A 24,834-nucleotide genomic window follows, 5' to 3' on the forward strand; every position below is an offset into this window, starting at 1 on the left:
CGATGGATCTCGGTATTTGCGGCAAACAGGCACTCGTCACCGGCGCAAGCCGTGGCATGGGCAAGGCGGCGGCTCTCGCTCTGGCGCACGAACAGGTCGAACTGACCATCATGGCGCGCACGCCCTCGACACTCGAGGCAACGGCGACCGAGATCCGCAACCTGACCGGTGCCTCGGTCACGACCGTCATCGGTGACGTCACCACGGCGGAGGGGCGCAAGACGGCACTGGAGGCCTGCCCCTCTCCCGACATTCTCATCAACAATGCCGACGGCGAGCTTCCCGGCGACTATCGCAACTGGAGCCGCGAAGACTGGTTGCGCGGCGTCGACCGGATGATGCTGACGCCGATCGACATGATGCGCCTGACTGTGGATGGCATGATGGATCGCGGTTTCGGCCGCGTCGTCAACATCGTTTCGCGCAGCGTGAAGATCGCCCAGCCGGAACTCGGCATGTCGAACGCCGCCCGCTCCGGACTGGTCGGTTTCGTCGCCGGCCTTGCCCGCCAGACGATCTCGAAAAATGTCACGATCAACAATGTGCTGCCCGGCATCATCGCCTCGGACGGACAACGCGAACACGTGCGCGTTCTGGCCGAAGAGAGCGGTCGCCCGTTCGAGGACATCTGGAAGCAGCGGGCGGCACAGAACCCTGCCGGACGGTACGGAGAACCTGCGGAGGTCGGCGCCTATATCGCCTTCCTGTGCTCGGCCAATGCCGGATTCGTCACCGCCCAGAACCTGCTGATCGACGGTGGCCAGTATCCAGGAACGTTCTAAGGCCGACGCCCGCCGAATGATGGCCGAGACTGATCGATTGCATCAACAAATCGCGACCCCAACCTGAAGGAACACAGCATGAGAAGTATTGGATCAACACTGCTTGCCCTGTCGATGACGCTGATGTCTTCCGCCATCGCCATGGCCGATGACTTCCCATCCCGTCCGGTCACGATCGTCGTTCCCTATCCGCCGGGCGGCGCTGTCGATGGCATCGCCCGCGTTCTGGCGAGCGGCCTGGCCGAAAAGACCGGCAAGACCTTCGTGGTCGACAATCGCGCCGGCGGAGCCGGTGGCGTCGTCGGTTCGTCGGAAGTCGTCAAGGCGACGGCTGACGGCTACACATTGCTGTTCAATGCGTCGATCCACGTGGTCACGCCGCTACTCAACAAGAATGTCGCCTTCGACGTCATGAACGATTTCACCCATATCGGCGAAGTCGCCGCCGGCCCGCTGCTGGTCATGACCAATCCTTCGGTCAAGGCCAATACCCTCAAGGAGTTTTTCGCCGAGGTTAAGGCAAATCCCGACGACTTCAATTTCGCCACATCGGGTTACGGCTCCGCCGGGCATCTGACCGTCGAAGTGCTGAAGCACCAGACCGGCATCGATACGGAAGTCGTGGCCTACAAGGGCGCAAGCCCGGCACTGACCGATATGATCGGCGGCCAGGTGCAGCTCATGGCTGACCCGGTCCTGTCTGCGCTCCCGCATGTAAAGGCGGGCCGCCTCAAGGCACTCGCCATCACCAGCCTCAAGCGCTCCGCCCTGGCGCCCGACGTACCGACCGTCGAAGAAAGTGGCATGGCACCGCTCGAAATGCTCTCCTGGTATGCGATCTGGGGACCGAAGGACATGGATCCCGCAGCTCTGGCCTTCCTCAACCAGGCGGTCGAGCAGGTTGCGACCTCTGCCGAATTCAAGGACAAGCTGGGTGTGTTCGGCTTCGAACCCGCCTACAAGAACGGTGCCGACCTGAAGGCGTTCGTCGCCGACGAGACGAAGCGCTACCGCGAAATCATCGACGTGGCCGGCATCAAGGTAGACTGACATGACTGAGGCTCCGGACATCTCTCACAACAACAAGAAATGTTCGGAGCCTTCAACCGACCAGCGGCACGTTGCGGCGCATTGGGGATTTTACAGCCACGACACCCAGGCAGATGCTCTCAAGCCTCACCCCGCCGACCCCGATCCCGCGCAATTCGGAACGGAGCTTCTCGCCGACAGACTTGCCCCCTGCAGGATCGTCAGGCCTGCTGTGCGCAGGTCCTATCTTGAAAACGGGCCCGGACCGGGCTCGGGCACATCGAGACGCGGCGCCGAACCCTTCGTCGAGGTCTCCTGGCAGGAAGCACTGGATCTGGTCGCCGCCGAAATCCGCCGCGTAAGGGACACATACGGGCCTGAAGCGATCTTTTCCGGTTCATACGGCTGGTCCAGCGCCGGCCGCTTCCATCACGCGCAAAGCCAGCTAAAGCGATTTTTCAACACGGTCGGCGGCTCCTATCGCTCCGTGCAGACCTACAGCTATGCAGCCGGTGAAGTCATCCTGCCCCATGTGATCGGCACCACGGACGGCATGATTTCCGGTCATACGCCGTGGAGCCAGATCGTCGGCCATAGCGAACTGATCGTGATGTTCGGCGGCACGCCCCTGCGCAATGCGCAGGTCAATGCCGGCGGCGTCTCGCGCCATGAAACCCGCGACGGACTGCGGGCATGTCGTGCAGCGGGCGCAAACTTCGTCAATATCGGCCCGGTCAAGGATGACGTGGCCACCGAACTCGATGCCGAATGGCTGGCGCTTCGGCCCGGTACGGACGCCGCGCTTATCCTTGCGCTCGCCCATACGCTGATCGTCGAGGACCTCTACGACGCCGACTTCGTCGTGCGTTATACGGCGGGCTTTGACCAGTTCCGCGACTATCTGCTCGGCAATGGTAGTGGTACTAGCGACGGCATAGCCAAGAACGCCGCCTGGGCATCCGCGATCACCGGCCTCAATGCGGAGGTCATAACCGACCTCGCCCGCGCCATGGCCGCGCAACGGACGCTGATCATGATGTCATGGTCGCTGCAGCGTGCCGATCATGGCGAACAACCTTATTGGGCAACGGTTGCGCTTGCCTCGCTGCTGGGAACGATCGGCCTGCCCGGTGGCGGTTTTGGCTTCGGCTACGCATCTGTTGCCGGGATCGGACAATCGGCGCCGGCCACCCGCTGGCCGGCGCTGCCGCAGGGCCGCAATGCCGTCTCAGGCGTCATCCCCGTTGCCCGCATCGCCGACATGCTGCTGTCACCCGGTGGCAGCTACGAATACAACGGCCGCACCTGCACGTATCCGGACATCAAGCTCGTCTATTGGGCCGGCGGCAACCCGTTTCATCATCATCAGGACCTCAACCGTCTGACACAGGCCTGGCAGCGCCCGGACACCATCATCGCGCATGAACACTGGTGGAACGCCCATGCCAAACATGCCGACATCGTCCTGCCCGCCGCAACATATCTGGAACGCGACGACATCGCCGCCAGCGGACGGGACAGCTTCATCGGCTATTCATCCGGCCTCTTTCCTGCCCCGCAGGACGTCCTGACCGACCACCACATCTTGCGCGAGCTGGCAAAACGGTTCGGTACCGATCAGGCATTCACCGAGGGACTGGACGAGGATCAGTGGCTGCGGCGGCTTTACACGGAGACCCGCACAGGTGCCGCCCAGATCGGCATCGAGATGCCCGATTTCGACGAGTTCCGTGACATCGGCCTGATCGAGATCGCGGGCAAACGCGCCGATCTCCCGTTCCTGGCAGCCTTCCGGGCCGATCCCTCGGCAAATCCCCTGAATACGCCTTCCGGACGGATCGAGATCGGCTCCAGCGTGATCGAAAGCTTCGGTTACGACGACTGCCCGGGTCATCCGGCCTGGATCGAACCCAGGGAATGGCTGGGTGCAGAAGCCGCCTCGATTTTTCCGCTGCACCTGCTGTCATGCCAGCCGCATGACAAGCTCCACAGTCAATGGGATCATGCCAAGCCGTCGCGCCGCACCAAGCGGGAACGCCACCAGCCCGTACGTCTCCACCCGCAGGATGCAGCCGCGCGCAGCATCGTCGATGGTGATACGGTCAAGATCACCAGCCCCCGCGGCGAATGCCTCGCCATCGCGTCGATTACGGATGCCGTTCGGCCGGGTGTGGTACAGATGTCGACCGGCGCCTGGTTCGACCCATCGGATCCGGCCTGCCCCGGTTCGCTCGAGATCAACGGCAATCCAAACGTCCTGACACCCGATCACGGCACCTCGCGTCTGGCCCAGGGGCCCAGTCCGAATTCATGCCTGGTGGAAATCACCGGCTTTGCGGGCGTCATACCTGTATCGCATGCCTATCGCCCGCCCGATTTCGTCGCCGATCCGCGGCTTGAACGCAAAACAGACAAGGAGCGCTGATGTCATCCCGATTGAACGCCGACATGATTGCCGGATTATTCTTTGTGCTGATTGGCGCCTGCTTTCTGATTGGCAGTTTCGACCTGCCCTACGGAACGTGGCGCAAGATTGGCCCAGGCGCCTTTCCGGCACTGGTTGCCGCAAGCCTCGTCGCCATGGGCATCCTCGTCTTCGTCACCGGCAAGCGCCAGACCCGGGTTGCGGCCCCGCTGGGTTTCCAGGCGCAGAAACTGCTCGTGATCATCGCCTCGATTGTCGTCTTCGGACTGGTGATCCGCGGCGGCGGCCTGCTGCCCGCCGTGCTGTGCTGCAGCTTCATCGCAGCGCTCGCATCGCGGCCGTTCCAGCCGGTGAGAATGGCCATTTACGGGGTGGTTCTTGGCGCCGCCTGCAGTCTGGCCTTCATCCAGGGACTGGGAATGCCGGTTGCGATGATCGGTCCCTGGTTCGGACAGTAGGAGACATCCCATGGAAACTTTGAACTCGCTGCTGCTCGGCCTGGATCAGGCCACCATGCCGATCAACCTGATGTGGTGTTTCGCCGGCGTGCTGCTCGGCACGCTCGTCGGCGTGCTGCCGGGTCTCGGACCCGCAGCCACGATGGCGATCCTGTTGCCGTTCACCATAGGTCTCGAGCCGGTGACGTCGCTGATCATGATGGCCGGCATCTATTACGGTGCGCAATACGGCGGCTCGACAACCGCCATCCTGCTCAATCTTCCGGGCGAGGCATCCTCCGTCGTCACGGCCATCGACGGCTACAAGATGGCCCGCAACGGGCGGGCGGGCATAGCACTTTCGACGGCGGCCATAGGCTCGTTCTTTGCAGGAACGGCCGCAACGCTTCTGCTCGCGCTGTTTGCGCCGTCGCTGGCGGAAATCGGATTGCTGTTCGGTCCGGCCGAATATTTCTCGCTGATGATCCTCGGCCTCATCGCCTCCGTCGTCCTATCGCGGGGCTCGCTGCCCAAGGCACTGGCGATGGTATTGGTGGGCATTCTGATCGGTCTCATCGGCCAGGACGTGCAGACGGCGATCCCGCGCTTCACGCTCGGTTTCGAAGATCTCTCAAGCGGTGTAAATTTCGTGGTCGTGGCCATGGGCCTGTTCGGCATCGGTGAACTGATCAAGGACCTCGAGAATCCGGAAAGCCGGACGGCCATCAGCGCGCCGTTCTTTTCCATGATCCCCTCGAAAGACGACCTCAAGCGGATGATCTGGCCGATCCTGCGCGGAACCGGCATCGGGTCGCTGCTGGGCCTGCTTCCCGGCGGTGGCGCATTGCTGGCCGCTTTCGCAGCCTATGCTGTCGAGAAGCGCGTCAGCAATCCGCCGGAAGGCTTTGGCGGCGGCGCGATCGAAGGCGTCGCATCGCCGGAAAGCGCCAACAATGCCGGTGCACAGACGTCGTTCGTGCCGCTCCTGACGCTGGGACTGCCCGCCAATGCGGTGATGGCGCTGATGTTCGGCGCGCTTATCATGCAGGGCATCGCCCCCGGCCCGACGCTGATCTCCGATCATCCCGACATATTCTGGGGCGTCATCGTCTCGATGTGGGTCGGCAATGTCATGCTGCTGGTGCTCAACCTGCCGCTGATCGGCATCTGGACGCGGCTGCTCACCCTGCCCTTCCGCTATCTCTATCCGGCGATCATGGTGTTCTGCTCGATCGGTGCATTCTCGCTCGGCAATTCCGTGTTCGACCTTTGGCTTCTCGGCCTGTTCGGCCTCGGTGGCTACATTTTCGCAAAGCTCGATTGCGATGCCGCGCCGCTGATCATGGGACTGTTGCTCGGACCGATGATGGAGGAAAACTTCCGTCGCGCGATGTTCCTGTCGCGTGGCAATCCGGTGATCTTCGTCGATCGGCCCATCTCGGCCATGTTGCTGGCTTTCGCGGTGATCGCGCTGGTGATCGTTGCGCTTCCCAAGATCAGCCGTGTCCGTGAAGAGGCGTTCCAGGAATGACATTCGCCTCCCCGCGCAAGCCAACGAAGCCTTATCCCAGAGAAAAGTCATGCATGTAGTCGTCATCGGAGCCGGCATTGTCGGGGCATCCACCGCGCTTGAACTTGTCGAACAGGGGCACCGTGTCTCGATCATGGAGCCCGAACAGCCCGGTGGTCGGCATGCAGCGAGCTACGGCAACAGCGGCTGGATCAGCCCGGCATCGATCATCCCGATGTCGATGCCGGGACTTTGGAAAAAGGTTCCCGGCTATCTCGCCGACCCCGGCGGCCCCCTCGCCATCCGCTGGCCTTATCTGGCATCGCTTGCACCATGGCTTGCACGCTTCGTCGCCGCCGGTTCGACAGCCACGAAGGTCACGCGCACGGCCCGCATCCTCTCCGGCCTCCTGCATGACGCACCGACGCGGCATCAGGCGCTGGCGGAAAAAATCGGTCGCGGCGATCTCGTCACCCGCAAGGGACTGATCTATGCCTATCCCGACCGACACGCCTTCGAGGCTGAGGCATTTGCCTGGCAACTGCGACGCGACAACGGCGTCGCGTACCGCGAGCTGTCTGGCGCAGAACTGCATGAATTGGAGCCGGATCTCGCCCCTCGCTACACATTCGCCGCCTATGTGGAAAAGGGTGGCCATTGCGTCGATCCGGGTGGTTATGTCGCTGCCATCGTCGATCATGCCGTGACGCTCGGGGCCGAGCGCATTCAGATGAAGGCCACCGGTTTCCGGGTAGAGAAGGGTCGGCTGCAAGGCGTTGTCACTGAGTCCGGCTCGGTCCCCTGCGACCGCGCCGTCATCGCCGCCGGCATCCATTCCAAAACCCTCGCGGCACAGGCAGGTGATACGGTGCCGCTGCAAAGCGAACGCGGGTATCATGTGGTCATTCCGCGCCAAATCCTGGCCGGCGCCATGCCTGTCATGCCCGGGGACGGCAAGATGGGCAACAATCCAACGCTCGCCGGTCTGCGCATCGCCGGACAGGTCGAACTGGCCAGCGTCGCCGCCGCGCCCGATTGGCGGCGTGCGGACATCCTGCTGCGACATGCAGCATCCGCCTATCCGGCAATTTCACATCTTTCCGGAACGAACGGGATCGATCGCTGGATGGGCCACCGGCCATCGATCGCCGACGGCCTGCCCGTGATCGGACCGAGCAGCGTCAGCAACGACATCATCCATGCCTTCGGTCATGGCCATATCGGACTTGCAACCGGCCCGGTCACCGGAAAACTCGCTTCGGATCTAATCGCCGAACGGGAAACCACGCTGGAAATCTCCAGTCTTTCTGCGGCGCGTTTTCGAAAGTGAAGAATGGTAATGTCAATGCGCTCATCGAACGGTAGCGGTTTTGCCTTTTACCGCAGGCCTCTCGCGCCGACATTTTCAATCAGATAGCGGGTCGATTGATTTGAGATTGCTGTGCGGTTTTCACACTTGATGAGCCAACAGTCGGCGCCACACGCGTTTGAGCGCCGTTCTCGTTAGTAGTCGTGATTCAGAAACAACGCCAACTCCTGAACAAGGATCGACGCTTTGGCACCGTAAAACACGCCAAATTCCGCAGATGGCGCGTTTGGCAAGCCATATTGCCCGTCGATGACCGCACAATCCAAGGGCACAGCCTCGGGAAACAGGAGACCAAAGCCCAATCCAGCCCGTAGCGCCGAAAGCATGGCTGGCAGCGTCTTGACTTTGCATCCAGTGTGCCAAGCCGTACCAGCTTCAGCGAGCGCAGACAGCATTCTGTCCTGCCAGGAGCACTCCGTATCGAAGAGAATAAGGGGAAGAGACACCTTTTCTTCCACATCAATCAGGCGGCTTGCGGACCAGACCAGCCGTCTGGAAATGCAGCTCTGTGGTGGCACGGTGAACCGGGCCGGATCCGCTATAACGAGGTCAGCCCGGCCTTCCGTGAGCATCCGTGCCAATTCCTTCGAATAGGACGAAGTCAATTCGATCTCGACATACGGGTGCTTTCGACGAAACTCCGCAAGCGCAGTGGGAAGTCTTGTGACTGCGAGATCCTCAAACATGCCGACACGAACCCTTCCTGCCAGCCGCTGATCGGTCAGGCCGCGTTGCATGTCCTCCGTCAGGGCGACTGTCTTTCGCGCATAGGCTAGAAATGATTTACCGGCATCGGTCAACGCGACGCCTTTCGACGACCGTTCAAGCAGCTGCGTATTCAAATCCTGCTCGATGCGTTGCAACTGCATGCTCACGGCGGCTTGAGTGCGTGCGAGGCGTTCGGCAGCTTTACTGACGACCCCGGTCTCGGCCACCGCGATGAACATCCTAAGTAGTCGAATGTCGAAATTCACTGCCATAAAATTTCCTGATATCGAGACAATTATTATAAGGCTACATGTTTGGATCATGGTTTGGCAATGTGTCCTGACAATCGCAGGAGACATCATGACCAGTTACCGAACGACGCTCGAAGCCTGTGGCATAGCGTGGCCTGAGCTTTCCCGACCCAATCTGCCGTTCGCGCCGACCAAACGCATCGGGGACATCCTCTATGTTTCTGGACAGATACCGGAAGCCCTCAGTGATATTGTCTTCACCGGTAAAGTGGGCGCAGAGATCGATGTTGAAACGGCCTTGAAGAGTGCCAAGCTGTGTGCGGCAAATGTCATCTATTGGGTGGACCAGGCTTTGGACGGCGACCTTGATCGTGTCATTCAACTGGCCAAGCTCACCATTTTTATCAATGCCGCTCCCGGCTTCGCTGCATTCTCGCAAATCGGCAACGGAGCTTCGGAAGTGATGAACGCCGTGTTCGGCGAACGCGGCGAACATGCACGTTCAGCAGTCGGCATGGCCGGGTTACCCGCCAATGTTCCCGTTGAGGTCGAAGCCGTGTTTCACGTTCGCTGACGGACGCTAAAAAGATGCCCGTTGTTCATTTCAATCACGCTGGTGCGGGTATCCCCGCACCGGAGACGCTACAGGCGATCATCGACCAGTTGCATCTGGAGGCCCAATTCGGACCGATGGAAGCCGCAGCGATGGCCGCCAGCCAACTGGCCGCCGTTTATGATCGGGCCGCTCGCCTGTTGAATGCCGGCCCGGAGGACATTGTCTTCGGCACGGGTCACGGCCAACTTTTTGGCGACATTGTTTCCACGATCCCCCTTGAGGCCGGAGACAAAATATTGGCTAGCCGCCAGGAGTGGATGGGCAATCTCGCCTGTCTGCAGAACGTTGCAAAATTGAGTGGTGCATCGGTATCCGTCATGGTGTCAGACGAGAGCACCGCGGTCGATGTCGATGCACTGAAACAGGCGCTTACCCCGGACGTTCGGATCGTGGCGCTGACCTGGATCGGCGCAAGTGGTGCGTTGATCAATCCGGCCGCAGCGATCGGCAAGGCCATCCGCGATAGTGGCGCCAATGCCTTCTACATCATCGACGCCAGCCAGGCGCTTGGACAGATACCGATCGATGTGAAGGAACTCGGCTGCGATGCACTGGTGGCATGCGGACGAAAATATCTGCGGGGACCTCGCGGGACAGCGTTGGCATTCATTTCGCCGCGCCTCGCGGCCGCGGCGGTCCCCCGCAAGATCGACAACTTTTCAATTGCCTGGAATAGTCAGCACTCCACACCAATCCGCAAACCAAAAGCATTCGATGCGGGCGAAGCATCAGCTGCACTCAAACTGGGCCTGGGGAAAGCGATAGAACTGGCGCTTCAGCATGGGGTTTCCAATACACGCACAACACTTGATGAAACCGCTTCGCAGCTGAGAGCGGCCCTGAATGCTGTTCCGGGTGTCCGCATTCTGGATCTGGGACAAGAGAAATCCGCCTGCGTCACCTTCGTCCTTGGGGGTGTTCCTTGCGATGCGGTCAAAGAATCGCTCGCCCGCCGGGGTATCGCCATCGGCATGAACGGACGAGCTTATACGCCCTGCGATCTGGATCTGCGGGAGATACCTGAACTCCTGCGCGCATCCGTGCATTTGAGCACCACGCAACAGGACATCGGAAAATTCATCGATGCGATCGCAGCAATCGCATCCTCAGGCAAAACACAGGAATGGACGCCCAAATGAATTCAAGCCGGAAACAAACCGCACTTCTTCTCGGCGCAAGCAAGGGATTGGGCTTTGGCGTCGCGGAGGCCCTGGCCCGCAAGGGTGTCGATGTTATCCTGATCGGCCGGGACGAAACGACGTTGCGATCAGCCGAGACCCGGCTGCAAGGATCTCCCGGCGCAGTTACCTCCATTGCCTGTGACTTGTTCGACCGGGAAAGCGTCGCGCAGATGATGGCGGAAATCGATCGGCGGTCAGCCGGGATCGACATCCTGCTGCTCAACGGCGGTGGCCCTCCTCCGATCGCCGCATCCGAGTACCACGAGCAATTCTGGCAGAAGCAGTTCTCAGCGATGTTTCTAAGCCAAGTGGACATCGCGACACACTATCTGCCGGGAATGCGACGGCGTGGATTTGGCCGTATCATCGCCGTATCATCGACAAGCATTCGCGAGCCTATTCCCGGCCTTGCCGCATCAAATGCATTGCGGTCAGCCTTGGCCGGATGGGCGAAAACGCTGGCTTCCGAAGTTGCCGGTGACGGTGTCACCGTCAATGTCGTGCTTCCCGGCCGGTTCGCGACAGAACGCACCACGCGGCTCGACGCGATGGATGCCGCAGAGCGCGGCGTGGATCAGACCGTCGTCGCAGCGGACAGCCAGCGGGAAATTGCTGTCGGTCGATATGGTCGACCGGAAGAATTCGCAGCTGTGGTTTCTTTTCTCGCCAGCCAACAAGCGAGCTATGTGACGGGGGTTGCATTGCCAGTCGATGGCGGCCTTAGCCGTTCGATGTGACAGCGCGTGCTATCGGCTGTTCGACGGGTAATACCGAACTCGGCGGACTAGCGCAGGGCTAACTGCCACGACGCCCAAACCTTCGGCAGACATGTTGCGGCGCGAATTGCAGAGCCGCCATCCGGGAAAAAGCGCAAGCGAATTGGGCGCAATCACGCCTTACCGTGGTGCCGGATTACCCGGCATGAAGCGCGCGACGATGTCCTCGGCGTCCGCCCCTTTGAGCAAGGCGGGAGGCCGACCGTCCGAATTCAGCCGGCAAGCCGCAAGCGGAAGGATGGCGATATTTTCGACAGCCCCGTCATCATCGAGCGTCAGGCGCACCGCCACGCTGCGCCAGACATCGATGCCCATGGCGTCATAGAGTTCGGCACGGGCGGTATGGAAGATGAGGTTGCCCAGGCCCGGCATGATCGCCCGGTTACGGTGGAGGCTGAGCGGCTGCATCACCGGCGCGCCCGTCCCGATGATGACATCGGCACCCGCATCCACCAAGTGCCTGGACAATCCATCAAGCCAGCCGGGTGATGTCGCCCAGTCGGAATCCCAGTGATGGTTATGCAGCGCCAGAAGCACGATATTGCCCCGACGTTTTGCATCCCCGAGCGCAGTGACGAGACGGCTGAGGTCCTCCGGATCAACCGTCCAGCGCCCTTCCACGCGGTCACCTCGAACAAAACTTCCGCCGAAGGCATCGAAACCTTCGGTCGCTTCCGGGCTATACTGTGCCCTTCGCCTGGCTGCGAGACGCGCAGCATCGCCCGTCTCCTCGTGGATCGCCAGCAGCCTGGCATAATCGGCATCCGGCAGCACGGTGCTGCGCCGAACGCGCAAGGGCGCGATGCCTGCCCGGTGCAGACCCGCATAGACGATGTCGGCCTGTGGTCCGAGATCGACCGAAAAGAGGGCGAGGTTCTTGCTATGGGTTGACCATTCGACGGGGCGGGCCGCCTCGGCAAGATTTTGGCCGCTGCCGGCAAGAAGGATGTTGTGGCGCTGCATGGCGGCATGGGTCGCGGCAATACCGGGCGGACCGAGATCGAAGGCATGATTGTTTGCATGCGCCATGGCGCTAAAGCCGAGTGCTGCGAGCGAGGCAAGTACCGGTTCCTTGACGGCATGCACCGTCTTGGTCTTGGTGGGCCACGCGCCGGGTGCATCAATCACGCCTTCGAAGTTGCCGATCGTCGCATCGGCCTTGAGGAAATCCAGCATTTCAGCCGCATCTGCACAGTCGAGATTAAGCGGCTGATGGATCAATGCCTGTCCCGTGATGGCAATGGTGATGCTCATGCCGGTGACGCCTCCTTGATCGGCGCCGAAGGAGGACCGAGCGGCGTGATGCGATCCTTGGGGACAACTGGCAGCACCAGGCGTGACGGATGCGTCCGGCTGCTGAAAACGGTGTTGCGGGCGACCTGCGTCAGGCGACCAGTGCCCTCCGGTGCAAAGGTGTTCGGATTGACATCGTATTTCGGGAAGTTTGACGAGGAAATATCGAGGCGGATCCGATGCCCTTTCCGGAAGAGATTGGCCGTCGCAAAAGGTTCGATCGTGATCTGGAACACCTCCCCCGTCTCGATGGGAGCCGGATTTTCGAAGGAATGCCTGTAGCGGCATCGGAAGATGCCATCGGTGATGTTCAGGGCAAAGCCGAGCGGATAGTCCGCGCTCGGGGGATAGACATCGATCAGCTTGGCGGTGAAATCGGTATCGGGCGCGTTCGACGCTGCATGCAATTCGATGGTGATCGGGCCGATCACGGCGAGATCGTCCTCCAGCAGTTCGGTCTCGAAGGACAGGACATCCGGCCGCGCGGAAAGAGGCAGTCCCAGGTTACGGCTGCCGAAGAAGCGCTCCGCCTCGCGCTGGTCGAAGCCACCACCTTCAAAGATTGGCTGGCCGCTGGTCAACGATCCGCCGATGGTCGGCACCGGATCGTTCGGGTCGAAATCATAGGAAAAGGCAGCCGCTTCTTCCGCCGGTTCGACTGGCTTGAGCCGGCCGCCCGCATGCAGATACAGGGACTGGCTTTTGGCGCCCGGAAGCGGCCAGTCGGGGGCCGTGCACCAGGAGCCGCCATGGTCGAGACGCTCCTCTTCAGTTTTCGAACCGGAGCCGCCGCCCATCAGGAAGTAGCGCACTTGCGGTTCCTCGCAAGCCTCGGGCATGCCGGTCTTCAGCCAGCGATCGAACCAACGGCGGCGGTAGTCGAGCCAGCTTTCCGCCACATGGCCACCGATCGGCGCCTCAGCTCCGAAGGAAATGTCGCCGGCAAACGTGCTGTTGCGGTTGCCGTGCAGCCAGGGCCCCATGATCAGAGACAGCGGCCGGCGCGCATTGCCGGAAAGACCCGTATAATTGTCGAGTGTCGATTTCACATAGGCATCATACCAGCTGGACATCAGCACAACGGGGACCTCCGGGAAGGTGGAGTAGAAGCCTTCCATGTAGAGCCCCACGCGCCGCCAACTGTCATCGAAGGCACCGCTGCGCCATTGGTCCAGCAGATAGGCTTCATATTCCGGCGCTTCGCGAATGGGAGATACGCCTTCGCTCCACGGCATGGCCTTGAACCAGGCGCGGATATCCTCTGCCTCGATCGCGGATCTCGCCAGGCCTTCGGCGGCCTCGCGGGCATTGTTATACGCCCAGCTGGCCTGCTTCAGTTCGAATGCGCCGCCCTGGCGGATACCGCATCGGTACGCATTGGAGAAGCCGCCGGAATCCATCACCATGCAGGCAAGTCCGGGTGGATTGAGGCAGGCAAGCGCCGCCTGCGTGTGGGCCGCGTAGGACAGCCCCATGGTGGCGAAGCGGCCATTCGACCAATCCTGCGCCACCAGCCATTGCGCCGTGTCGTAGCCGTCGGCGGCCTCCGACACATATTTCGAGAATTCGCCTTCCGAACCATAGCGGCCGCGGCAATCCTGGTAGATCACGACATAGCCGGCGCGCACGAAATAGGCCGCGACCTCATCCCGGCGCATCGGGCTTGCCATGCCCACTTCGATTTCCGAGCGTGATCGCTCGCCTTTGCCATAAGGCGTACGCTCGAGGATGGCGGGCAACGGCGTTGAAATCACCTGACCGCCGGAAGCCGGACGGTAGATGTCGGTCGCCAGGCGCACACCGTCACCCATCACCACCATCACGTCGCGTTCTACAATCACATCGTCGGCAATCGCCTGCGGGCCGGAAGACGCCAGCATCGTCATCATACATTCCTTGAGCTTGGAGAGATGAGCGGGCGCCGCTCATTGCTGCGCCCGCCGGAGGTCACTTGGCGAGCTTTGCAAGCGTTGCGCTGGTGTCTTCCGTCATGTTGGCATCGTAGGACAACGTGGCCTTGCCCGCCCAATGCACCTTCTGCCAGAACAGCGGAATGACCGGCATGTCCTGGAAGGCATGAGCGGTGGCTTTCTGCAGCAGCTCGATCCGCTTGTCGCTGTCGAATTCGCCCATGGCTGCCTGCATCATCTCGTCGAAGGCCGGATCGCTGTAGCGCACCCGATTGAACGAACCCGTGCCGGCCTCCTTGTTATAGGTCATCAACAGGTTACGAAGCCCCGTCGCCGAGGTCGGGGTGGAATTGCCGAGCGAAAAGATGAAGGCGCTGAATTCCTGCGCCGAGGCACCTTTGGTATAGACATTGTAAGGTTGCGCCACCACGCCGTTCACCGTCAAACCGCCACGGGCAAACATCTGGCCAAGTGCCTGGGCGGTTTCCGAGTCACCCGGGAAACGGTCGTTCGACGTGTGCAGGGTAATGCCGAACCCATCCGCATAGCCCGCATCGGCAAGACGTTTTTTCGCGTCATCGGGTGCAAAGGCCGGTGCGGCAATGGTCGGATCGTTGCCGGCGACGCCGGCCGGGACCAGCTGGCCCGCCGGTTCGCCCGAACCATCCAGAATGCGATCCACGATCAGCTGGCGGTTGATCAGCTCGGACAGGGCAATGCGAACATTCTTGTCTTTCAGCGGGTTCTTCGCCAGCGGCTTGCCATCCTTGTCGGTGACGAAGGGGCTCTCGTCACGCGCACTGTCCAGCGCGAGGTAAATCAGGCGCGCCGACGGGATGGAGAAGACCTTCAAGTCGGAGATCGACGACAGGGTTTTCACATCACCGGGCGGAACGGAATCGATCAGATCGACGGCGCCGGAGCGCAGCGCGGCCACCCGCGATGCATCATTGGAAATGAACTTGATGGTGACGGTATCGAAATCCTGGCTCTTGCCCCAGAAGTCGTCGTTGCGCGTCAGCGTCAGGTTGTCGCCCGGCGTCCAGGACTTGAACTTATAAGCCCCCGTTCCGATCGCCGCCTTGCCGCTGTTGAAATCCTCGATCGTCGCGGTCTCGGCCACCTTCTTGCTGACGATATAGACAAAACCGACCTGTTCGATGAAATCCGGCGCCGGCTTCTTCGTCTTGAATTCCACGGTCAGGTCGTCGATCGCCTTCATGCTGTCGATCGCCGCGACATTGCCTGAAAACGGCGCCGGGCTGTTCGGGATGTCCTTGGCGCGTGTGAGCGAGAAGATCACGTCCTCCGCGGTCAGCGGCGAACCGTCATGGAACTTGACCCCCTCGCGCAGCTTCACCTGCCAAGTGAGCGGGTCGGTATTCTCCCACGAAACGGCAAGTGCCGGATGAATGCCGATCGTGGTATCCGTTTCCAGCAGACGGTCGAAGATCTGCATGGCAACATTCTGGTTGTTGCCGGTGCGCGAGAATTGCGGGTCGATGGACGAGGGTTCTGTCGAACTGCCAATGGTCAGGCTCGCGGCAGAAGCGATCGATGATGCGAGCATGGTGCTTGCAATCATCGCGGCGTAAAAGGTCTTGCGATACATATTCTTGTTCCTCTCTCGGTTAACTGACGATGTGGAAGGTCCCGGTTCTTGCCGCCGGGCTCGGTTCGTCATTCAGGTGGCACGCGTTGGCCTGCCCCGGCCCTGTCTGCTGCAGAAAGGGTCTTTCCTGATGACAGCGGGCAAAGGCATGCGGACAGCGCGGATGGAAATGGCAGCCCGTCGGCGGATGCAGCGGCGACGGGATTTCGCCCTTTACCGGCGTGAAATCGCGCCGCCGATCATTGATGCTCGGAAGTTCGCGGATCAGCGCCTGCGTATAGGGGTGCTTCGGATTGGCGAAGAGTTCGTCAGGTGTGCCCGTCTCAACGATGCGCCCCAGATACATCACCACGACCCGGTCACAGATATGCTTCACCACGCCGAGATCATGGCTGATGAACAGATAGGTCAGACCAAACTCTTTCCTGAGATCCATGAACAGATTGAGGATCTGCGCCTGGATTGACACGTCGAGCGCCGCCACCGACTCGTCGCAGACGATCAGTTCCGGCTTTACAGCCAACGCACGCGCGATGCCGATGCGCTGCCGCTGGCCACCGGAAAACTGGTGCGGATAGCGATCGAGATAGGAAGGATCAAGGCCCACGCGCTCTGCGAGCTCCGCCACGTATCCGCGAAGCGCGGAACGGGCCACGAGGCCATGCACCATGGGTGCCTCGCCAATGATGTCGATCACCCGCTTGCGCGGATTGAGCGTCGACATCGGGTCCTGGAAAATCATCTGGGCCGCAAGCCGCGCCTGCCGCTTCTCGGCCCCCTTCAGGGTTGCAAGCTCCCTGCCCTTCCAGCGGACCTCACCCGCGCTGGCAGGCATGATTCCCGCCATGACGCGACCGAGCGTCGACTTTCCGCAGCCGGATTCACCGACCAGCCCGACCACCTCGCCGCTGTTGACGGCAAGGCTCACCTCATCGACGGCATGAACCGTCTTCTCGGAGAGATTGGCGCCGAAGGCACGGGCGATCTTTTCGGCATAGTCGAGCTTGCGGGAGAAGCGCCGGCTGACGTTAATTGCTTCGATCAGGGGCGTTTCCATCATGCGACCCTCCCGTGGCTAGGATGAAAGCAGCGCCATTCGCGGCCCGCCTCGACAGCGAGGGCCGGATGACTGGTGCATATTTCGGTGGCGAGGGCGCAGCGGTCGCGGAAGGAACAGCCAGTGGGTCGGGCCAGCGGCGACGGTGCCATGCCGGGGATCGGCCGCAACGGCTCGCCGCGAGGCACGGCCGACGGGATCGCCTGCATCAACCCGGCAGTGTAGGGATGTGCCGGTCGCGACAGAACATCGTCGACGGGACCTGCCTCGACGATCCGCCCCGCATACATGACCAGAACCCGGTCCGCGAGCGCGGCCACGACGCCGAGATCGTGGCTGATCCAGACCAGCGCCATCGAGAACTCCTGTGCCAGCCGCTTGATTTCGTAGAGGATCTGCGACTGGATCGTGACGTCGAGCGCGGTTGTCGGCTCGTCGGCAATGATGAGGTCGGGCCGGTGCAGGAGCGCGATCGCGATCGCCACGCGCTGCCGCATGCCGCCGGAAAACTGATGCGGATAGGCATCCAGCCGTTCCTCAGGGGATGGAATGCCGACCATGCCGAGCGCATCACGGGAGCGGATGCGCGCTTCCGCCCGGCTGACAGTGTCATGTGCCAGAACCGCCTCGACCATTTGCGTTCCGATGGAAAGCACCGGGTTGAGCGTCATCATCGGATCCTGGAAGATCATCGCGATGCGCTTGCCGCGAATGGCGCGCATGGCCTTTTGCGGCAATTGCGTCAGTTCCTCTCCCCGGAAACGGATGCTGCCGGAGACCACGCGGCCTGGGGGATCGACCAGCCCCAGGACCGAAAAGCCGGTAATCGACTTTCCCGAACCGGATTCGCCGACGAGACCGACGATCTCTCGCTGTCCGACGCTGAAACTGACCTCATCGACAGCCTTGATGATGCCCCGTCGCGTCGGAAAATGCGTGGAAAGATTGGTGACTTCGAGAACGGGTTGCGTCATGGCGCTTACCTTTCGCCCAGACGGGGATTGAGGATCTCGCGGCAGCGGTCACCCGTAATGTTGATCGAGAAGACGAGAAGCAGCAGCAGCAGGCCGGGATAGACGCTGATCCAGTATTCGCCGGACATCAGCACCTGGTATCCGTTGGCGATCAAAAGCCCGAGCGAGGGTTCGGTGATCGGCAGGCCGATGCCGAGGAAGGAGAGCGTCGCTTCGGCGGAAATCGCATTCGCCACCTGCAGCATGCCGATGACGATCAGCGGCGGCAGGCAATTGGGCAGGAGGTGACCGAACAGGATGCGGGGCGTGGAAATGCCCAGCGTCACGGCGGCCTCGATATAATCCTTGTTCTTCTCCACCAGTGCCGCACTGCGGGCCGAACGGGCAAAGGTTGCCCATTGCACCAAAACCAGCGCGAAGATTACCTTCCACAGCCCCTGACCGAGAAGGGCAAGCAGCATCAAAGCGACAAGGATGGTCGGCAGGCCCAGCATCAGATCGACGACGCGCATGATGAAGGCATCGATCCGCCCGCCGTAGTAGGCGGCGATCAGCCCAAGCGCGGTGCCGATGACCAGCGCGACGATGCCGGAAAAGACGCCGACGCCGATGCTGGTGCGCAGGCCGTAGATCATCGCCGACAGCATGTCGCGACCCTGGCCGTCCGTGCCCAGCCAGTAGACCATGCCGCCCATGCTTTCCGAACCCGGCGGCAGCTTGGCATCGAGAATGTCGAGAACCGCCAGGTCGTAAGGGTTCTGCGGGGTCAGCCAAGGGCCAGCCAGGGCGACCAGGAAAAGCGCGAGACAGATCACGGTCGCGATCAGCGCCTTTGGACTTCTGGCAATGCCGCGCAGCAGGCGGCCGGTCGTCGTTTCTTCGCCGAAGAATGCAGTGATCGCGCTCATGACGGTTCCCCCAGGCGCACGCGCGGATCGATCAGCGAGTAGAGAATGTCGACCACGAAGTTGATCAGGATGAACAGGCTGACGATCACCAGCAGATAGGCGACGACGACGGGCCGATCGAGGCGCATGATGGAATCGATCAGCAGCTTGCCGATGCCGGGCCAGGCAAAGATCGTCTCCGTGACCACGGCAAAGGCCAGCATGCTGCCGAGTTCCATGCCAATGACGGTGATCAGCGGGATCAGGATGTTCTTCAGCACATGGACGAAAACGATGCGCCGTTCCGATATGCCCTTCGCACGGGCGAATTTGACGAAATCGAGCGGCATGGTTTCGCGCACCCCCGTTCGGGTCAGGCGGATCACCAGCGACAGCTTGAACAGAGACAGGTTGACTGCGGGAAGAATGAGATGGGTAAGGCCATCGAGCGTGAAGAAACTCGACTGGATGCCGAGAAACAAGCCCAGCTCGCCGCGCCCTGTGGAGGGTAACCAGCCGAGCCAGATGGAAAAGATCATGATCAGCATCATGCCCTGCCAGAAGCTCGGCAGAGAAAACCCAAGGATCGAGCCGGTCATGATGGCCTCGTCCGTCGCGCTGTTCGGCTTCAGGCCGGAGATCAGTCCGAGCGGTATGCCGATGAAGAGCGCGATGGCGAGCGCCGTCAACGTCAGCTCCAGCGTTGCCGGCAACCGTTCGAGGATGAGCGTGATCGTCGGCCGGTTGAAGACGAAGGAGCGGCCGAGATCTCCATGGACGACATTCCAGATGAAGGTCAGGAACTGCTGCCAAAGCGGCCTGTCGAGACCAAGAGAGGCGATCACCTGGGCGCGCTCGGCGGGACTTGCATCGGGCGAGATCAGCATCTCGACCGGATCACCGATCGCATAGACCCCCAGGAAGACGACAAGGGCGGTGACGAGCAGGACAGCGACGCTCTGCATCAATCGGCGGATGATGAAGACGCTCACCTCGTCACGCCCCGCGGTCGGGCATGGGACAATCGATGATCATGGTTGGAACCCCTTTTTCTCTTTTGTGTTGGTGAAACGATAGCGGTGTTTCAGCTGCCCGCAATCTTATGAGGTGGCGGCATCACCCTATGCATTTTTCGCGGCCCGCTGACAGCAGCATGGGCGCTTGCCTTCGCAGACAATCCGCCTAGGATCGCGCGCATGAACTTCAAGCAGCTGGAAATCTTCAAAACCATCATGGATACAGGCTCGACGATCTCGGCTGCCTCGCAGCTCGGACTTTCGCAGTCGGCCATCAGCCGTCAGTTGGCGGCCCTGGAGGAGGAAATCGGGCGTGAACTGTTCCTGCGTGAGAAGGGCCGGCTAAAGCCGAAACCTGAGGCCTTTCTTCTGGTCGGAGAGATCGATGAAGTCGCGCAAAGCATGGCCAAGCTGCGCACGAAGATCGGCGATATCCGCACGGGCATCTTCGGCGAGGCGCTGATCCGCGTGGCCTTCCCCCACAGTCTGGCGACGACCATGCTGCCGCCGCTTATCGCTCGCTTCAAGGCTGACCACCCGCGGGTCACGGTCGAGATTCTGAGCGGGCCGTATGATGCGATCGAACGCATGGTGCGCGGACGGGTGGCCGACCTGGGTTTCGTGCGCCTGCCGCCGGAGGAGCCGGGTTTCAACACGGTTTCGCTCTCCTCCAGCGGCACGACCTGCGTCATGCCCGCAGGGCATCCGTTGGCATCCAAGGAAACCATCGATGTCAACGATCTCGCTCGCAACGACCTGATTCTCCTCGGCCGACAGCGAATCAACCGCAACGAGTTGGAGCATGAATTGCGCCGCATGGTGCCGAGCTATCGCTGCAGCCTCGAAGTGCATTCGGTGGAGACGGCCTGCGTCTGTGCGGCCCAAGGGCTGGGGATCGCCATCGTCCCGACGCTGATCGCTGCCTATTTTCAGAGCGAAAAACTGATCATGCGCCCCTTCCGCTCCACGAAGGAGGCAGATTACGGCATCATCACCAAGGCGGATTCGGCACTGTCGTGGAGCTGCGAAGCCTTTGTCGATCTGATGCGGCAGGAAACGCAGCAAACCGGCGCGGACGTTGCCTGAGAACCTGACCGAAAAAGAATTGAGTGAAATCAGCCAGTTGTGATTCCTTCGGATTTGCTTAGGATTCGATGGAGACCGCAATGGGCTGGACTGATTTCACCCGTCGCCAATATGGCCGACGGACGGGGCGTTATGCAAGTGATCTGACGGACAGGGAGTGGTCGCTGATTGCTCCGTTTATGCCGATGCCCCGTAGGCTTGGTCGACCGCGCAAGACGGAATTGCGCGAAGTTTTAAACGCACTGCTATATATCGCGTCGACCGGATGCCAATGGCGGATGCTACCGAAAGATTTTCCACCCTATTCAACTGTGCAGGGTTACTTCTACGAGTGGCGGGCGACTGGCTTGTGGACGCGGATCAACCATCATCTCGTTATGGAGACGCGAGAGCTGGAAGGAAAGGAAGCCTCACCGACGGCAGGCGTGATAGACAGTCAGAGCGTCAAAACGACTGAAAGCGGCGGGATTGCGGGCTTTGACGCGGGCAAGAAGATCAAAGGCCGCAAGCGTCATATCGTTGTCGACACGCTCGGTTTGATGGTGGGGCTCGCCGTCCACAGCGCTGACATTCAAGACCGCGATGGTGCAGTGGCGGCTCTCAAAACCATCCTCAGACGCTGGCCTTGGCTCAGGCACATCTTTGCTGACGGCGGTTATGCCGGTCCGAAGCTGCGGGCCGCATTGCGCAAGGTCGCGAAGTTCACGTTGCAAATCGTCAAGCGAACAGACAAGGCAAAAGGCTTTGAAGTGCTGCCGCGTCGCTGGGTCGTGGAGCGCACATTCGCCTGGCTTGGCCGATGCAGACGACTGGCCAAGGATTGGGAAAAATCAATCGCTTCCGCTGAAGCCTGGATGCTTATCGCTCATATCCGCATTCTCACTCGGAGGCTCGCAAGGTACCATGCCTATTGAGGTCTTTTCGAGTCAGGCTCTGAGCGCCGGAAGCAACCCGTGCTGACGGCTCGTCGAAATACTGATCCGCTTCGGCCAATTCGCCGCGAGCCCGCGCGCCGAATGCGTAAGTGCGGTCGCGCCGAGGGTGTTGCAGGTGTCCGTTACAAGCTCAAGCCTGGTCGTGCTGTTTGAGAAAGTCCGAAACCGTCGCCAGGCAAAGGGCCTTTTCCTCGACATGGGGCATGTGGCTGGACTGCTCGAAGATGACCCAGCGGCATCCCGGCACACGTTCGACATAGGGGCGCACGACCTCGGGCGTTGCCTCGTCGTGACGACCGGAGATCAGCAGGGTGGGCGCTTCGATCTGTGGCAGTCGGTCCTCGATCGTCCAGTCCTTCATCGTGCCGATGACGTGGAACTCGGTCGGACCGTTCATGTTGCGGTAGACGGTATTGTCCTCATCCATGATGGCGAAAGTGCGCGCCACTTCCGGCGGCCAGGGCGAGACACGGCAGACATGGCGATCGTAAAACACGCGCGATGCCGCGATATAATCCGGATCGGTGATCGTCCCGGCTTGTTCGTGCAGGAGAAGAGTCGCCTGAACCTCGGCCGGCAGGTCGCGGCGCAAGCGGTTGGCCTCCGAGACCCAGGTGTGCATGTTGGCGGGCGAATTGGCGATAACCAACGCCTTCAGCCCCTTCGGTCGCAACACCGCATGTTCGGCGCCGAGCATGCCGCCCCAGGACTGGCCGAGAAAGGCATAACGATCCGCGATGCCGAGATGCTTCAAAAGCGCGTCCAGCTCTTCGAGAAACAGATCGACCGTCCAGAAATCCGGGCCCTTTTCCGGCAGTCGTGTCGAGTTGCCATTGCCGAGCTGGTCGTAGTGGATGACCGGGCGGCCATCGAGTACAGCGATATCCTTGAAGCTGTCGACATAGTCATGGGTGCAGCCGGGTCCGCCATGGGCGACGACGAGCGGCAGCAACGGCGAATCCAGCGATCCGGTGATCCGGTACCAGGTCTGATAGCCTCGAAACGGCAGATAGGATTCCTGAACTTCGACCGGTGCCACGTCTTCATCTCCATGCGGTTGTTCCGATGGAGAAAGCATAGCCTCCCGTTTTCAGTGGCGGCAGCTATCACAAGTAATAGGATGGCGGCTCTTCCAGCAGGCGATAATGGGTGGCGCGCACCACGGCCTGAGTCCGGTTCTTGGCGCCAAGCTTCTTGGCGGCGGCATTGAGATGCATGACCACTGTTGGAACCGAGCGGCTGATGATGCGGGAAATTTCCTTGGCAGACAGGCCTTCCGCCGAATGCCGCAGGCACTCGCGCTCGCGGTTCGTCAGATGCGCGCGAGTTCCGGTCTTCGCTGTTTCGTCGAAAGCTGCATAGGCGGCCTCGTGGAAGACATGAGCCAGAAGGCCGAAATCGGCCATGTGGCGATCCGCGTCGCTCTGGAAGCCTCGGCCCGCGCCGAAGCGCACCCCCGTCACGGTCGCACAGTCGCCGCGCGGCAGATGCACGGGCACGGTGACGCCGCAGGACATGTTGCGCTCGTGGAGATAGCGTGACACCGGAGCGCTACGCTCGTCGAGGAAGCGGTTGATCGGTGTTCCGGCCTTGTGATCGTAGTTCCAGAAAAACGGTGTCGTGGTGCGCATGGCAAGCAGCTGCACCGGATCGATGCGGAAATATTCGCGGTCGAACCAGTATTCGCGCATGTCCTCGGAAATGTTGCGCAGCTTCAACAGCGAGGGCAGCATCAGCGCGCCATCGAGATCGTAGGGAACCGGCGTGTAGTCGTAGATCAACGCATCGAAGCCGAACCCCTTGATGACCTCGAACGCGGTATCGATCCGACCATCCAAGGTCTCCCCCTCGGTCAGCCGCGATCGGATCGAACCAATATCGTCAAACATGCGAGAATCCTAATGTCGGACCGGGGTCCATAGGCCAGCGGAGGTCACATCCTATCACTTCTTATAGCTGGTGCGGAACCGAGAAAACGCTAAAAAATAGACCTGCTGAAAAGATGAGCACTGTTTGCGGCATGCAGGAGACGCACGATGTGGCGCGAGATGGAACCGGATGAGCGCATCGAGATTGAGGTGGCGGGCCACAAGGTCGTCGCCTACAGTTTTGGCGCTGGACCGGACACGGTCTTCTGTCTCAATGGCGGACCTGGCCTGCCCTGCGACTATCTGCGCGACGCCCATTCCTGCCTCATCGACCAGGGCTACCGCGTCGTCGCCTTCGACCAGCTCGGCACAGGCGCATCCGACCGTCCGACCGATGCTGCGCTTTGGACCATTGGCCGCTATGTCGAGGAAACAGAGACCGTGCGCAAGGCACTCGGCATCGGCAAGGTCCATATGCTCGGCCATTCCTGGGGCGGCTGGCTCGCGATCGACTATGCGCTGACCTATCCGGAAAACCTCGAGACGCTGATCCTTGAGGATACCGTGGCCGACATGCCGCATTTGATCGTGGAACTCGAGCGGCTGCGTGCTGCCCTTGGTTCGGAAACGGTGGCGATGATGCAGAAGCATGAGGCGCGCGGCAGCACTGATCACCCGGAATATCTGGCGGCGATCACACTTCTCAACTACCGCCATGTCTGCCGGCTTTCGGATTGGCCGGCTCCGGTCAAGCGCTCCCTCGACGACTGGAACATGGGACCTTACAGCACGATGCAGGGCCCGAACGAATTCCTCTATATCGGCAATCTGAAGGACTGGAACCGCGTGCCGGACCTTCACAGGATTACCGTTCCTGTGCTGATCACCTGCGGCGAGCATGACGAATTGACCCCGGCTTGCGCGTTGCGCATGAAGCTCAACCTTCCCGACGCGGAGCTCCACGTCATCGACAATGCCAGCCATATGCCATTCTATGAGAACCCGGATGGTTACTATCCGTTGCTTCTCGACTTCCTGGCGCGCCACAGGGCGACGGCATGATCGGTTGCACGCGACAATCTGCGCAAGGCCGAATGGCCGGAAAGGTGCAA

22 protein-coding genes are annotated in these 24,834 nt (G+C 61.1%); 12 read left to right on the forward strand and 10 right to left on the reverse strand.

The features are described from left to right. Positions 1-2 precede the first annotated feature (2 nt). The 6 genes from IM739_RS12995 (at position 3) to IM739_RS13020 (ending at position 7,513) form a co-directional block, all read left to right on the forward strand. Positions 3-782: an SDR family oxidoreductase gene (locus IM739_RS12995; protein WP_237368143.1), complete on the forward strand. Its 780-nt coding sequence runs from the start codon at positions 3-5 to the stop codon at positions 780-782. A 78-nt stretch (positions 783-860) separates the two neighbouring features. After that, the gene (locus IM739_RS13000; protein ID WP_237368144.1) at positions 861-1,832 is read left to right on the forward strand and encodes a Bug family tripartite tricarboxylate transporter substrate binding protein; all 972 of its coding nucleotides are present in this window, start codon (positions 861-863) and stop codon (positions 1,830-1,832) included. Between the two features lies 1 nt (position 1,833). Continuing rightward, the gene (locus tag IM739_RS13005) at positions 1,834-4,236 is read left to right on the forward strand and encodes a molybdopterin-dependent oxidoreductase (protein ID WP_237368145.1); all 2,403 of its coding nucleotides are present in this window, start codon (positions 1,834-1,836) and stop codon (positions 4,234-4,236) included. Then, positions 4,236-4,694 carry a tripartite tricarboxylate transporter TctB family protein gene (locus IM739_RS13010; RefSeq protein ID WP_237368146.1) on the forward strand — a complete coding sequence of 153 codons (459 nt, stop codon included), beginning with the start codon at positions 4,236-4,238 and terminating at the stop codon, positions 4,692-4,694. The genes IM739_RS13005 and IM739_RS13010 overlap by 1 nt, the downstream gene beginning before the upstream one ends. A gap of 10 nt (positions 4,695-4,704) precedes the next feature. Then, the gene (locus IM739_RS13015; RefSeq protein ID WP_237368147.1) at positions 4,705-6,204 is read left to right on the forward strand and encodes a tripartite tricarboxylate transporter permease; all 1,500 of its coding nucleotides are present in this window, start codon (positions 4,705-4,707) and stop codon (positions 6,202-6,204) included. 49 nt (positions 6,205-6,253) lie between these two features. Then, a complete protein-coding gene (locus IM739_RS13020) occupies positions 6,254-7,513 on the forward strand; it encodes an NAD(P)/FAD-dependent oxidoreductase (RefSeq protein WP_237368148.1) in 1,260 nt (419 codons plus the stop codon). A 173-nt stretch (positions 7,514-7,686) separates the two neighbouring features. Here the strand turns inward: IM739_RS13020 and IM739_RS13025 are convergent, their stop codons facing one another. Beyond that, positions 7,687-8,532, reverse strand: coding sequence for a LysR family transcriptional regulator (locus tag IM739_RS13025; RefSeq protein ID WP_237368149.1), 846 nt, complete (start codon positions 8,530-8,532; stop codon positions 7,687-7,689). A gap of 88 nt (positions 8,533-8,620) precedes the next feature. Here IM739_RS13025 and IM739_RS13030 point away from each other — a divergent pair, with 88 nt between their 5' ends. The 3 genes from IM739_RS13030 to IM739_RS13040 are packed head-to-tail and all read left to right on the forward strand — an operon-like array spanning position 8,621 to position 11,045. Next, complete coding sequence (locus tag IM739_RS13030; RefSeq protein WP_237368150.1) at positions 8,621-9,085, forward strand: RidA family protein; 465 nt, start codon at positions 8,621-8,623, stop codon at positions 9,083-9,085. Positions 9,086-9,099: 14 nt separating this feature from the next. Then, positions 9,100-10,266: an aminotransferase class V-fold PLP-dependent enzyme gene (locus tag IM739_RS13035; protein WP_237368151.1), complete on the forward strand. Its 1,167-nt coding sequence runs from the start codon at positions 9,100-9,102 to the stop codon at positions 10,264-10,266. Further along, on the forward strand, positions 10,263-11,045 hold the full coding sequence (locus IM739_RS13040; protein ID WP_237368152.1) for an SDR family oxidoreductase: 783 nt from the start codon (positions 10,263-10,265) through the stop codon (positions 11,043-11,045). The genes IM739_RS13035 and IM739_RS13040 overlap by 4 nt, the downstream gene beginning before the upstream one ends. A 159-nt stretch (positions 11,046-11,204) precedes the next feature. Here the strand turns inward: IM739_RS13040 and IM739_RS13045 are convergent, their stop codons facing one another. From IM739_RS13045 to IM739_RS13075, 7 genes are all read right to left on the reverse strand, one after another. Next, entirely contained in the window at positions 11,205-12,338 is a 1,134-nt protein-coding gene (locus IM739_RS13045) for a CapA family protein (protein ID WP_237368153.1), read from the reverse strand. After that, positions 12,335-14,263, reverse strand: a complete 1,929-nt coding sequence (locus IM739_RS13050; protein WP_237368154.1) for a CocE/NonD family hydrolase — start codon at positions 14,261-14,263, stop codon at positions 12,335-12,337. Before IM739_RS13050 ends, IM739_RS13045 begins: the two co-directional genes overlap by 4 nt. A gap of 61 nt (positions 14,264-14,324) precedes the next feature. After that, positions 14,325-15,899 carry an ABC transporter substrate-binding protein gene (locus tag IM739_RS13055; protein ID WP_237368155.1) on the reverse strand — a complete coding sequence of 525 codons (1,575 nt, stop codon included), beginning with the start codon at positions 15,897-15,899 and terminating at the stop codon, positions 14,325-14,327. Positions 15,900-15,918: 19 nt separating this feature from the next. Next, entirely contained in the window at positions 15,919-16,959 is a 1,041-nt protein-coding gene (locus IM739_RS13060) for an ABC transporter ATP-binding protein (protein ID WP_442981042.1), read from the reverse strand. Beyond that, positions 16,956-17,930, reverse strand: coding sequence for an ABC transporter ATP-binding protein (locus IM739_RS13065; protein ID WP_237368156.1), 975 nt, complete (start codon positions 17,928-17,930; stop codon positions 16,956-16,958). The genes IM739_RS13060 and IM739_RS13065 overlap by 4 nt, the downstream gene beginning before the upstream one ends. Before the next feature lie 5 nt (positions 17,931-17,935). Then, complete coding sequence (locus IM739_RS13070; protein WP_237368157.1) at positions 17,936-18,838, reverse strand: ABC transporter permease; 903 nt, start codon at positions 18,836-18,838, stop codon at positions 17,936-17,938. Continuing rightward, a complete protein-coding gene (locus IM739_RS13075; protein ID WP_237368158.1) occupies positions 18,835-19,809 on the reverse strand; it encodes an ABC transporter permease in 975 nt (324 codons plus the stop codon). Before IM739_RS13075 ends, IM739_RS13070 begins: the two co-directional genes overlap by 4 nt. Positions 19,810-20,013: 204 nt before the next feature. Between IM739_RS13075 and IM739_RS13080 the strand changes: the two genes are divergently transcribed. Both IM739_RS13080 and IM739_RS13085 read left to right on the forward strand, forming a co-directional pair. Next, positions 20,014-20,919, forward strand: a complete 906-nt coding sequence (locus tag IM739_RS13080; protein WP_237368159.1) for a LysR family transcriptional regulator — start codon at positions 20,014-20,016, stop codon at positions 20,917-20,919. A gap of 80 nt (positions 20,920-20,999) precedes the next feature. After that, positions 21,000-21,833, forward strand: coding sequence for an IS5 family transposase (locus tag IM739_RS13085; protein WP_237368160.1), 834 nt, complete (start codon positions 21,000-21,002; stop codon positions 21,831-21,833). Between the two features lie 151 nt (positions 21,834-21,984). Here IM739_RS13085 and IM739_RS13090 read toward each other — a convergent pair whose 3' ends face one another. Together IM739_RS13090 and IM739_RS13095 are read right to left on the reverse strand one after the other, a co-directional pair. Further along, on the reverse strand, positions 21,985-22,893 hold the full coding sequence (locus tag IM739_RS13090; protein ID WP_237368161.1) for a proline iminopeptidase-family hydrolase: 909 nt from the start codon (positions 22,891-22,893) through the stop codon (positions 21,985-21,987). 67 nt (positions 22,894-22,960) lie between these two features. Next, positions 22,961-23,743 carry a helix-turn-helix transcriptional regulator gene (locus tag IM739_RS13095; RefSeq protein ID WP_237368162.1) on the reverse strand — a complete coding sequence of 261 codons (783 nt, stop codon included), beginning with the start codon at positions 23,741-23,743 and terminating at the stop codon, positions 22,961-22,963. 147 nt (positions 23,744-23,890) lie between these two features. On the opposite strand from IM739_RS13095, the gene IM739_RS13100 reads away from it, so the two are divergent. Continuing rightward, positions 23,891-24,784 (forward strand): proline iminopeptidase-family hydrolase, encoded by an 894-nt coding sequence (locus IM739_RS13100; RefSeq protein ID WP_237368163.1) that lies wholly within the window; start codon positions 23,891-23,893, stop codon positions 24,782-24,784. Positions 24,785-24,834 lie beyond the last annotated feature (50 nt).

The sequence above is a fragment of the Rhizobium sp. SL42 genome (assembly GCF_021729845.1).
Lineage (GTDB): Bacteria > Pseudomonadota > Alphaproteobacteria > Rhizobiales > Rhizobiaceae > Allorhizobium.

What these genes read in the sequence shown, in the direction of transcription:
- IM739_RS12995 (WP_237368143.1), top strand. Translation starts at nt 3, where the DNA reads ATGGATCTCGGTATTTGCGGCAAACAGGCACTCGTCACCGGCGCAAGC.
- IM739_RS13000 (WP_237368144.1), top strand. Translation starts at nt 861, where the DNA reads ATGAGAAGTATTGGATCAACACTGCTTGCCCTGTCGATGACGCTGATG.
- IM739_RS13005 (WP_237368145.1), top strand. Translation starts at nt 1,834, where the DNA reads ATGACTGAGGCTCCGGACATCTCTCACAACAACAAGAAATGTTCGGAG.
- IM739_RS13010 (WP_237368146.1), top strand. Translation starts at nt 4,236, where the DNA reads ATGTCATCCCGATTGAACGCCGACATGATTGCCGGATTATTCTTTGTG.
- IM739_RS13015 (WP_237368147.1), top strand. Translation starts at nt 4,705, where the DNA reads ATGGAAACTTTGAACTCGCTGCTGCTCGGCCTGGATCAGGCCACCATG.
- IM739_RS13020 (WP_237368148.1), top strand. Translation starts at nt 6,254, where the DNA reads ATGCATGTAGTCGTCATCGGAGCCGGCATTGTCGGGGCATCCACCGCG.
- IM739_RS13025 (WP_237368149.1), bottom strand. Translation starts at nt 8,532, where the DNA reads ATGGCAGTGAATTTCGACATTCGACTACTTAGGATGTTCATCGCGGTG.
- IM739_RS13030 (WP_237368150.1), top strand. Translation starts at nt 8,621, where the DNA reads ATGACCAGTTACCGAACGACGCTCGAAGCCTGTGGCATAGCGTGGCCT.
- IM739_RS13035 (WP_237368151.1), top strand. Translation starts at nt 9,100, where the DNA reads ATGCCCGTTGTTCATTTCAATCACGCTGGTGCGGGTATCCCCGCACCG.
- IM739_RS13040 (WP_237368152.1), top strand. Translation starts at nt 10,263, where the DNA reads ATGAATTCAAGCCGGAAACAAACCGCACTTCTTCTCGGCGCAAGCAAG.
- IM739_RS13045 (WP_237368153.1), bottom strand. Translation starts at nt 12,338, where the DNA reads ATGAGCATCACCATTGCCATCACGGGACAGGCATTGATCCATCAGCCG.
- IM739_RS13050 (WP_237368154.1), bottom strand. Translation starts at nt 14,263, where the DNA reads ATGACGATGCTGGCGTCTTCCGGCCCGCAGGCGATTGCCGACGATGTG.
- IM739_RS13055 (WP_237368155.1), bottom strand. Translation starts at nt 15,899, where the DNA reads ATGTATCGCAAGACCTTTTACGCCGCGATGATTGCAAGCACCATGCTC.
- IM739_RS13060 (WP_442981042.1), bottom strand. Translation starts at nt 16,959, where the DNA reads ATGATGGAAACGCCCCTGATCGAAGCAATTAACGTCAGCCGGCGCTTC.
- IM739_RS13065 (WP_237368156.1), bottom strand. Translation starts at nt 17,930, where the DNA reads ATGACGCAACCCGTTCTCGAAGTCACCAATCTTTCCACGCATTTTCCG.
- IM739_RS13070 (WP_237368157.1), bottom strand. Translation starts at nt 18,838, where the DNA reads ATGAGCGCGATCACTGCATTCTTCGGCGAAGAAACGACGACCGGCCGC.
- IM739_RS13080 (WP_237368159.1), top strand. Translation starts at nt 20,014, where the DNA reads ATGAACTTCAAGCAGCTGGAAATCTTCAAAACCATCATGGATACAGGC.
- IM739_RS13085 (WP_237368160.1), top strand. Translation starts at nt 21,000, where the DNA reads ATGGGCTGGACTGATTTCACCCGTCGCCAATATGGCCGACGGACGGGG.
- IM739_RS13095 (WP_237368162.1), bottom strand. Translation starts at nt 23,743, where the DNA reads ATGTTTGACGATATTGGTTCGATCCGATCGCGGCTGACCGAGGGGGAG.
- IM739_RS13100 (WP_237368163.1), top strand. Translation starts at nt 23,891, where the DNA reads ATGTGGCGCGAGATGGAACCGGATGAGCGCATCGAGATTGAGGTGGCG.